Genomic DNA, 9,010 nt, shown 5'->3' with positions numbered 1-9,010 from the left:
GGAGCCGCGCGTATACTTCTAGACTTGCTCGCGAACATCTAAATACCGAAGCGTGACCAGCGACGGCCATGCAGTAATCGAGTGCGGGACGGTGGACGCGGAGAGGCGGCGAGCCGTCCCCAGAGTCGAGCCGCCGGACAGCCCTACGGCCGCCGCGCGAACGTCAAGTAGCCGGTGTGGCCGACGCCCGCCGTCGACGGCCGCGAGCCGCGCTCGTCGAGGTCCATCTCCCGCTGAATCGTCTCCACGGTCTCGACGCCCGCGAGGCCCGCGTCCTCGGCGGCGAGGTTGACCTCGCGGGCGTCCTCCACGAACGGCGAGTAGACGGCCGCGTACCCGCCCGAGACCAGCAGGTCGTCCGCGCGTTCGACGACCGCCGGCGCGTTCTCGGTGTCCAAGGTCAGCAGGTCGAACGCCGAGAGGTCGTCGAGGTGGTCGGTCACGTCGCCCGTGCGCACGTCGACGGTGTCCGCGACCTCCGCGAGCTCCATGTTCTCCCGGGCGACCGCCGCGAACTCGGCGTCGCGCTCGAAGGTCACGACGTCCGCGCCGAGGCGCCCGAGGTAGGCCGCGAGCACGCCCGTGCCCGTGCCGGCGTCGAGCACGCGGTCGCCCCGCGCCGCGCCCGTGTGGCCGACGACCAGCCCGATGTCCTTGGGCATCATCGGCGCGCCCGTCCGGTCGAGGTGGTTGAAGAGATCCGGACCGCGCAGCTCCCGGACCGTGAACGGCTCGCCGAGGTGCGTCTCCACGACGTCGCCGGCGTCGACGCTCTCGGGGACGTCGATGACGCCGAGGTCGGTGTGGACTTCGTCGCCCGGCGCGGCGAGGAACTCGCGGTCCTCGCGGACGAGCAGAATCACTCCAGCCGGGAGATGGCCGCGGCGAGGTCGCCGTCGGTCGCCTCCAGCACGGCGCGCGCGTCGGCCTCGGTGGCGCCTGTCCGCTGGACGACCAGGTCGACGTCGTCCTGCGGGATGCCCTCCTCGGTGGCCTCGTCGCCGCTCTCCTCGCCGGCTTCGAGCTCGCCCGCGCTCTCGACGGTCTCGGGCTCGCCGATGATCTGGTAGGTCTCCTGCCCGCGGGCGTCCATCTTCGTGACGTCCGGGTCCTCGAAGACGAGCTGGTCGCCGTCGGCCTGCTTGATGACGACCTCGGTGGCGTCGATTTCGTCGACGTCGATGCCCATCTGTTTCATCATCTGCTGCATCTTCTGGGGGTTCATGCCGCCTCCGCCAAACATGCACGGAGCGTCGCGTCGCGGCGTGAAAAGGGTGACGAACGACCGTCCGGGGACTACGCTTCGACGCTGTCCCGCACCATCACCGCCATCCCGGTGTCAAACGACCTTTTGCCGCACTCGGTCGCTTCGCTCCCTCGCTTGCAAAAGCTCGGCCAAAAGCCAGCGTCACTCCCGATGGTCGTTCCTCGGCCCGGACTCGCTACGCTCGTCCGGGGGCTACGCCTCGACGCTGTCCCGCACCATTACCGCCATCCCGGTGTCGAAGTCGAGCATCGAGCCGGCGTCGAGCTCCGCGCGGCCGACCGCGAGGAGCGCGCCGCGCTCGTGGACGACGGCGACCTCGTCGCCGGCGCGGATGTCCGGGTCGACGGTCTGGACGAACTTCGCGAAGACGTTCTTGCCGTCGCGGACGAACGGCTCGCTGTCGTCGCCGACGACCACGCGCGCCGCGGGATGAGCGAGGTCGTCGACGAGGCGGCGGCCGCCGGCGGCGCCGAGCGTGAAACGGCCGTCCATCCCGACGGAGACGAGGCGCTCGCCGTCCTCGCGGGCGACCTGCTGGGGGCGGCCGGTGGTCGAGCGCTGCACCTCGAAGCGTTCCTCCGGCGGGAACAGCGCCGCGCCCGCGCCGGATCCGAACTGGTAGTCGGCGACGGTCCGCAGCGAGTCGACGTCCGCGTCCTGCATGCCTCGACGGTCGGCTGGCGGGCGTAAAGCCACTTCGTTCGCGCCCGAGAAGTGGATGCGTTTATGTGGTGTGGGCCGCAACCCGCAGGCATGAACGACACCGCGAAAATCGGGATTGCGGCGGTGCTGCTCGCTGTCGGCGCCGCGATGTTGGTGTGGGCGAGCCTCGACCCGTCGGGGACGACGACGCTGCTGGCCGTCGCGGCGGTCGCGACGACGCTGCTGGCCGCCGGGTCGCTGCTGATGGGGTCGACCGGCACCGACGGCCGGATGGTCTAGAGCAGGAACGTCTCTTCTCGCTCGCTGAGGTCGACGAACGCGTCCGCGACGTCCACGAGCTCTTCCGCGGTGGACTCCTCGAAGGCCATCACTTCCACGCGGACGCCCTCGTGGCGGAGGTGGTTGCAGAGCCGCGAGAAGTCGCCGTCCCCCGTACAGAGCACGACGGTGTCGACGTGGTCGGCGAGCGTGACGGCGTCGAGGCTCATGCCGACGTCCCAGTCGGCCTTCTTCGAGCCGTCGCCGAACGTCTTGATGTCCTTGATCTTCGTCTCGAAGCCGATGTCCCGGAGCGCGTCGAAGAAGCTGTCCTCGTCTTCGGCCTGCGCGCGGATGACGTACGCGATGGCGCGGGTCAGCTCGCGGTCCTGGACGGCCTTCTCGAGGAGGGAGGCGTAGTCGATGTTCCGAGAGTAGACGCTCTGGGCGGAGTGATAGAGGTTCTGCGAGTCGGCCAGCACGGCGACCCGCTGCCCCGGTTGGATTGGAGCCATACCGGGCGTACGCGCCGGCGCCGTAAAGAAGGTACGCGACGCCGGTCAGGCGGGCGGCGTCTCGTGTCGCGTCAGCGCCAGCGACTCGGGGTCGAGCTCGTAGTACGACTCCCACGCGGGCGCCAGCGAGACCACGCGCGTCGGCCCAAACTCGCTCTCGGCGTGCTCGTGGTGGTGGCCGACCAGACAGAGCTCCGGTTCGAGGGCTTCGAGGACGTCGTCGATGTGCTCGCAGCCGACGTCGTACTCCTCGGTGACCGGGAGGCCGTGCGGGGCTTCGTGAGCGAGGAAGACGTCCACGTCCTCGAGCTGTTTCGCCCGCTCGACGTCGTCGCGGACGAAGTGGCGGCGGCGGTCGTCGTAGAGCTGGTCGCGGGACTTCTCGAACTGCGTGGGCGCGTAGTTCCCGGAGAGGCCCGCGACCCGAAGGCCGTCGACGGTCTCGGCGGTGCTGTGGAGGAGGTGGGCGTTCGAGACGTCGTCGCTCTCGACGCGGCCGTGTCGCAGCGACTCGACGACGTCGAAGTCCTCGTTGTTGCCGCCGATGAAGTACGTCGGCACCGGGAGGTCGTAGTACATGAGGTCCCCGGCCTGGAGCGCGACGTCGGCGTCCGCGGCGCGGTACGCGGCGAACAGCGACTGCCGTCGGTCGGGCGTGTTCGCGTGTGCGTCCCCGAGGACTAGCATCTACACGGACCTCCGGACAGGCGCTGCAAAAAGCTCTCGGTGCGCGGTTCCGGTCGGCAGTGCTTGCGCGCGGCGACAACTCTTTGTTCCCGGACTCCCACAGTACCGCGTATGAGTGGCGCTCTCGTGACGATGGCCGGTTCCGTCGAGAGTGCCGCCTCCTTCTCCGGCAAACGCAAACGCAGCAAAGCCGACGCGAACGGCTCGCTGCGGGCGTAGCGCTCCCGTGTCGGGCCGCCGACGGACGCACGGCCCGCCCACCGACTCCGACGCGACACAAACCCAGATGGACCACACAACATTCGTGAACGGCGTCTTCCCCGCGATGACGACGCCGTTCGCGGCCGACGGTAGCATCGACTTCGACCGACTCCGCGAGCACGCCCGCCGCCTCGTCGACAGCGGCGTCGACGGCCTCGTCCCGGTCGGTTCGACCGGCGAGAGCGCGACGCTCACCCACGACGAACACGTCGAGGTCGTGGAGGCAGTCGTCGACGAAGCTGGCGACGAGGTGCCGATCATCGCGGGCGCGGGCAGCAACTCCACGCACGAGGCGCTGGGGCTCTCCCAGCGCTCCGTGGACGCCGGCGCGGACGCGCTCCTGCTCATCTCGCCGTACTACAACAAGCCCGAACCCGAGGGGATGGAGGCCCACTACCGGGAGATCGCCGACCGAGTGAACGCGCCCCAGATCATCTACAACGTGCCCTCGCGGACCGGCCGGAACATCGCCGTGGAGACCGCGGCGGCGCTCGCGAGCCACGAGAACGTCGTCGGCTACAAGGCCGCCAGCGGCGACGTCGGCCGCATCAGCGAGGTCGCCGAGCGCACGCGCGACGAGGACTTCGGCGTGCTCTCCGGTGACGACGGCCTGACGCTGCCGGTCCTCTCGGTCGGCGGCACGGGGACCATCAGCGTCACCGCGAACGTCGAACCGGAGCGCGTCAGCGACCTCGTCTGGTCGGCCCACGACGGCGACTACGAGACCGCGCGCCAGCGCCACCGCGAACTCGAGCCGCTGAACCGCGCGCTGTTCGCGGAGACGAACCCGATTCCCGTGAAGGCCGCCCAGGAGATTCGCGGCCACGGCCCGGCGAACTACCGGTCGCCGCTCACCGACGCCACCGAGGAGACCCGCGAACTGCTCCGCGAGGCCCTCGACGCCCTCGGCGAACGGGAGGTGTCCGCATGAGAGTCGGGGTGACCGGCGCGACCGGACGGATGGGCCGCGAGATCCGGGAAGCGGCCGCCGCTCGCGGCGTCGAGGTGGCGTTCGCGACGACCCGCGATCCCGGCAGCGACCTCGACCCCGCGGGCGAGTTCGCGGCGCTCGTGGAACGCGAGAATCCTGACGCGGTCGTGGACTTTACCGTGCCGGAGGCGAGCGTGGAGTACGTGACCGCCTGCGCGGCCGCCGGCGTCCCGATCGTCGTCGGCACCACGGGGTTCGACGACGACCAGCTCGGGACGCTCCGGGACGCGGGCAGCGACGCGCCCGTGCTCCTCGGCGCGAACTTCTCCCGGGGCGTGCAGGCGCTGCTGGACGCCGTCGAGGCGGCGGTCGGCGCGCTCCCCGAGTACGACGTGGAGGTTACGGAGACCCACCACAACGGGAAGCGCGACGCCCCCAGCGGCACCGCGAACGTGCTCCTCGACCGCATCGACGACACTCGCGGCGACAGCGAGCGCGTCCACGGCCGCGTGGGCGACCAGCCCCGCGAGGACGGCGAAATCGGCGTGCACGCGCGCCGCGCCGGCGACGTCACGGGCGAGCACGAGGCGCTGCTCGCGGGGAACGACGAAGTGCTGGAGCTGACCCACCGCGCGGGCGCCCGGTCGGTGTTCGCGGCGGGCGCCCTCGACGCCGCCGCGTGGCTCGCCGACCAGCCCGCGGACTTCTACCGCTTCGAGGCGGTTGCTTCCGAACTATGAGCCTGGAATCCGACGTACGAGACCTGTGGCACCGACACGAGGACGGCGACCTGACGGCCGAGACCGCGACCGCCGACGACGCGGACACCCTCGAGGCGTTCCTCGAGGCGCTCGAGGCGGGCGACGTGCGGGCCGCCGAGCAGTCCGGCGGCGAGTGGGAGGCCGTCGAGTGGGTCAAGCGCGGCGTCCTCCTGAACTTCGCGCTCCGCGAGACCGAGCCCCGCGAGTACGGCGACGTCACGTACCACGACGTGCTGCCGCTCCGGGACACGGGCGACCTCTACGAGCGCGGCACGCGGAACACGCCCGACGGCACCGTGCTCCGGCGCGGCGCGCACCTCGGCTCGGACTGCATCGTGATGTCCCCGGCGTTCGTGAACATCGGCGCGCACGTCGGCGACGGCACGCTCGTCGACTCCTGTGACACCGTCGGCTCCTGCGCGCAGATCGGCGAGGACGTGAAGCTCGGCGCGAACACGCTCATCGGCGGCGTGCTCGAGCCCGTCGAGAGCGCGCCCGTCGTCGTCGAGGACGGCGTCTCGCTGGGCGCGGGCTGCCGGGTCACCTCCGGGTTCGTCGTCGGCGAGGACTCCGTGGTCGGCGAGAACACGCTGCTGACCCCGCGGATTCCGGTGTACGACCTCGTGGAGGAGGAGGTTCTGTACGGCGAGCTGCCGCCGGAGCGGCGCGCGTTCACGCGGTACGTCGAGTCCAGCGTCGGCGAGCACGACCTCTTCGACGGCGGCGCGTTCAAGCCCGCGGTGGTCGCGATGGACCTCGAAGCCGAGACCCTCGACGCCACCCAGCGCGAGGAGGTCCTGCGGTCGTGACGCGCGTCGAGGCCCCCGCCGTGCGGCGGCTCGCCGACTGGTCGGCCGCCGACCTCCGCGAGCTGGCCGCGGCGTACGACACGCCGCTGTACGTGCAGGACCTCGACCGCGTGCGACAGAACTACGAGCGGCTCGCGGCGGCGTTCCCGGACGCGGACGTCCACTACGCCGTGAAGGCCAACGCGGGCCGCGCGGTCCTCGAGGCGCTCCGGGGCGCGGGCGCCGGCGCGGAGTGCGCCTCCGCGGGCGAGGTGTACCGCGCGCTCGACGCCGGCTACGAGCCCACGGAAATCCATTACACGGCCGTGAACCCGCCGGCCCGCGACCTCGACTACGTGCTCGACGCGGCGCCGGACGCGACGTTCGTGGTGGGCGCCCGCGACACCGTCGACCGCCTCGAAGAGCGCGGCTTCGACGGCCGGCTCGCGGTCCGCGTCCACCCGGGCGTCGGCGCCGGGCACAGCGACGAAGTGGCGACCGGCGCGGACGCGAAGTTCGGCGTCCCCCACGACCGCGCGGCGGCCGTGCTGCGGAACGCGGACGCCCGCGGCTTCGACGTGGTCGGGATTCACGCCCACGTGGGCAGCGGGATGCTCTCCGAGTCGGACGTCGACGCCCACCGCGAGGTCGTCGAGCGGCTCGCCGACGTCGCCCGCGACGCGCCCGTCGACCTCGAGTTCGTGGACGTCGGCGGCGGCTTCGGCGTCCCGTACCGCCCCGAGGAGGACCCCCTCGACCTCGAGGCGGTGGCCGACGCCACGCGCGAGGCGCTCGCTGACGTGGACGCCGACCTCGTCGTCGAACCCGGCCGGTTCCTCGTCGCGGACGCCGGCGTCCTGCTCGCCGAGGTGAACACCGTCAAGCGCACGGACGGCCCGACGCTCGCGGGCGTCGACGCCGGGATGACGACGCTGCTGCGGCCCGCGCTCTACGACGCCCACCACGAGGTGCGCACGCTCACCCGCGACAGCCACGACCGCCCGGACCGCAGAGTTACGGTGGTCGGGCCCATCTGTGAGAGCACAGACGTACTCGCGGCCGACCGGCGGCTCCCCCGACCGGAACGGGGCGACCTGCTCGCGGTCGGGAACGCGGGCGCCTACGGCGTCGAGATGGCGTCCCAGTACAACTCCCGGCCGCGGCCCGCGGTCGCCGTCCTCGAGGGCGGCGCCGACCGGCTCGCCCGCGAACGCGACTCGCTGTCCGACCTCACCACCCCAGAACGATGATTCCCGTACACAGTCCACCCGCCCCAGAACGATGATTCCCTACGAACGATACCACGGCACCGGCAACGACTTCGCAATCGTCGACGCGTCGAACTACGTCCCCGACAGGGGGGCGTTCGCCGAGCGGCTCTGCGCCGACCTCGGCATCGACGGCGTCCTGTTCCTCGCGCTGGAGGACGGCTACACGCCGCCGCGGGCGGTGATGACGCTGCGCCAGCCCGACGGCTCCACCGCCGACATGTGCGGGAACGGCGCTCGGTGTGCCGCCCGGTGGGTCGCCGAGCAGACCGGCTCGGACAGCGTGATGCTGGACACGCAGGCGGGAACGCGGCGCGCGGACCTCGACGGCGCTGAGGTCACCGTCGAGATGGGCGAGCCGTCCTTCGACCCCCGCGAGGTGCCGGCGTTCCGCGACGAGCCGATGGAGCGCGAGGAACTGGCGGGCTACGAGGTCACCGCCGTGAACACGGGCGTCCCGCACGCCGTGGTGTTCGTCGACGACGTCGACGACGTGGACGTCGAGGCGGACGCGCCCGCCGTCCGCCACCACGAGGCGTTCCCCGAGGGCGCGAACGTGACGTTCGCGTCCCCGGACGGCGAGGACGCGTTCCGCCAGCGCACGTTCGAGCGCGGCGTGGAGGGCGAGACCGACTCCTGCGGCACGGGCGCGGTGGCGGTCGCCGCCGTCGCGCGCCGCGAGGGCCGCTGCGGGGACCGCGTGGCGGTCCGGCCGCCGGGCGGCGAGCTCACCGTCGACCTCTCGGGCACCACGGCGACGCTGCGCGGCCCCACCGAGCACGAGCTCGACGGGGAAGCCGAGGCGGTCTCCGCGCGCCACCTCGATGCCTGAGTTCTCCGTTCTGGACTTCCACGAGCGCGCCGTCCGCACGCCGTCCCACGAGGACGTCGGCGAGATGCGCGACCTGCTCGTGGGGACGCTCCGCGAGCACGGCTGCGACCCCGAGGTCGACGACGCCGGGAACGTCCTCGCGTCGAAGGGGACCGGGACCCCGCACTACGTTCTGAACACGCACATCGACACGGTGCCGCCGCACGTCCCGTTCTCGCGGGACGGCGACGTCGTCGAAGGCCGGGGGAGCTGCGACGCGAAGGGGCCGCTGGCCGCGCTGCTCGCGGCGTTCTTCGCGGTCGACCCCGCCGAGGGGCGCGTGACGCTCGCGATTACGCCCGACGAGGAGACCGACTCGACGGGCGCGGCCGCCCTCGACCTCGACGCTGACGGCGTCGTCGTCGGCGAGCCGACGGACCTCGAGGCCTGCACGAGCGCCCGCGGCCGCTTCCAGGGCACGGTCGAACTCACCGGCGAGGGCGCGCACGCCGCCGAACCGGGGACGGGCGCGAACGCCGTCGGCGCCGCCGAGCACGCGCTCGAAGCGGTGCGGACGTACGACGCCGCGCGGGGCGCCGCCGAACACCCCGAGCTCGGGCCGCCGACGCTGACGCCCACGCGAATCGCGGGCGGGGACGCGGCGAACCGCGTGCCCGACGAGTGCACCATCGTCTTCGACCGACGGACGGTGCCGCCGGAGACCCAGACTGACTTCTTCGAGGGGTTCGCGGCCTACGTCCGGGACGCCGTTCCGGACCACGTCGGCGTCGACGTCGACC

General features: G+C 72.1%; 12 protein-coding genes. 7 read left to right on the top strand and 5 right to left on the bottom strand.

All coding sequences use genetic code 11. The annotated features are described in order from the left end of the window. Nucleotides 1-143: 143 nt before the first annotated feature. The 3 genes from GJ634_RS12535 to GJ634_RS12525 all read right to left on the bottom strand — a co-directional run bounded on the left by GJ634_RS12535 (nucleotide 144) and on the right by GJ634_RS12525 (nucleotide 1,930). The gene (locus GJ634_RS12535; protein ID WP_394350895.1) at nucleotides 144-863 is read right to left on the bottom strand and encodes a methyltransferase domain-containing protein; all 720 of its coding nucleotides are present in this window, start codon (nucleotides 861-863) and stop codon (nucleotides 144-146) included. Further along, entirely contained in the window at nucleotides 860-1,243 is a 384-nt protein-coding gene (locus GJ634_RS12530; RefSeq protein WP_157503129.1) for a nascent polypeptide-associated complex protein, read from the bottom strand. The genes GJ634_RS12535 and GJ634_RS12530 overlap by 4 nt, the downstream gene beginning before the upstream one ends. A 216-nt stretch (nucleotides 1,244-1,459) precedes the next feature. After that, nucleotides 1,460-1,930, bottom strand: coding sequence for a PUA domain-containing protein (locus GJ634_RS12525; protein ID WP_157503127.1), 471 nt, complete (start codon nucleotides 1,928-1,930; stop codon nucleotides 1,460-1,462). Nucleotides 1,931-2,020: 90 nt separating this feature from the next. Here GJ634_RS12525 and GJ634_RS12520 point away from each other — a divergent pair, with 90 nt between their 5' ends. Further along, nucleotides 2,021-2,209 (top strand): hypothetical protein, encoded by a 189-nt coding sequence (locus GJ634_RS12520; RefSeq protein ID WP_157503126.1) that lies wholly within the window; start codon nucleotides 2,021-2,023, stop codon nucleotides 2,207-2,209. On the opposite strand, the gene GJ634_RS12515 is transcribed toward GJ634_RS12520, so the two are convergent. Further along, nucleotides 2,206-2,703 (bottom strand): NYN domain-containing protein, encoded by a 498-nt coding sequence (locus GJ634_RS12515; protein ID WP_157503124.1) that lies wholly within the window; start codon nucleotides 2,701-2,703, stop codon nucleotides 2,206-2,208. The genes GJ634_RS12520 and GJ634_RS12515 overlap by 4 nt on opposite strands. A gap of 45 nt (nucleotides 2,704-2,748) precedes the next feature. Beyond that, nucleotides 2,749-3,390, bottom strand: a complete 642-nt coding sequence (locus tag GJ634_RS12510) for a metallophosphoesterase (RefSeq protein ID WP_157503122.1) — start codon at nucleotides 3,388-3,390, stop codon at nucleotides 2,749-2,751. A 286-nt stretch (nucleotides 3,391-3,676) separates the two neighbouring features. Here GJ634_RS12510 and dapA point away from each other — a divergent pair, with 286 nt between their 5' ends. The 6 genes from dapA to GJ634_RS12480 form a co-directional block, all read left to right on the top strand. Next, complete coding sequence (dapA, locus tag GJ634_RS12505) at nucleotides 3,677-4,582, top strand: 4-hydroxy-tetrahydrodipicolinate synthase (RefSeq protein ID WP_157503120.1); 906 nt, start codon at nucleotides 3,677-3,679, stop codon at nucleotides 4,580-4,582. After that, complete coding sequence (dapB, locus tag GJ634_RS12500) at nucleotides 4,579-5,322, top strand: 4-hydroxy-tetrahydrodipicolinate reductase (RefSeq protein WP_157503118.1); 744 nt, start codon at nucleotides 4,579-4,581, stop codon at nucleotides 5,320-5,322. Before dapA ends, dapB begins: the two co-directional genes overlap by 4 nt. Further along, nucleotides 5,319-6,152, top strand: coding sequence for a 2,3,4,5-tetrahydropyridine-2,6-dicarboxylate N-succinyltransferase (locus GJ634_RS12495; protein ID WP_157503116.1), 834 nt, complete (start codon nucleotides 5,319-5,321; stop codon nucleotides 6,150-6,152). The genes dapB and GJ634_RS12495 overlap by 4 nt, the downstream gene beginning before the upstream one ends. Continuing rightward, entirely contained in the window at nucleotides 6,149-7,381 is a 1,233-nt protein-coding gene (lysA, locus tag GJ634_RS12490; RefSeq protein ID WP_331714158.1) for a diaminopimelate decarboxylase, read from the top strand. The genes GJ634_RS12495 and lysA overlap by 4 nt, the downstream gene beginning before the upstream one ends. 31 nt (nucleotides 7,382-7,412) lie before the next feature. Further along, nucleotides 7,413-8,231, top strand: a complete 819-nt coding sequence (gene dapF, locus GJ634_RS12485; RefSeq protein ID WP_157503112.1) for a diaminopimelate epimerase — start codon at nucleotides 7,413-7,415, stop codon at nucleotides 8,229-8,231. After that, nucleotides 8,224-9,010, top strand: a 787-nt coding sequence (locus GJ634_RS12480) for a M20/M25/M40 family metallo-hydrolase (protein WP_157503110.1), incomplete at its 3' end; no start/stop codon positions are given. The genes dapF and GJ634_RS12480, both read left to right, overlap by 8 nt.

The organism is Halobacterium sp. CBA1126 (assembly GCF_009741975.1).
Classification (GTDB): Archaea; Halobacteriota; Halobacteria; order Halobacteriales; family Halobacteriaceae; genus Halobacterium.
Note: the sequence above shows the minus strand (reverse complement) of the source record. Positions and strands in the feature narration are given on the sequence as shown.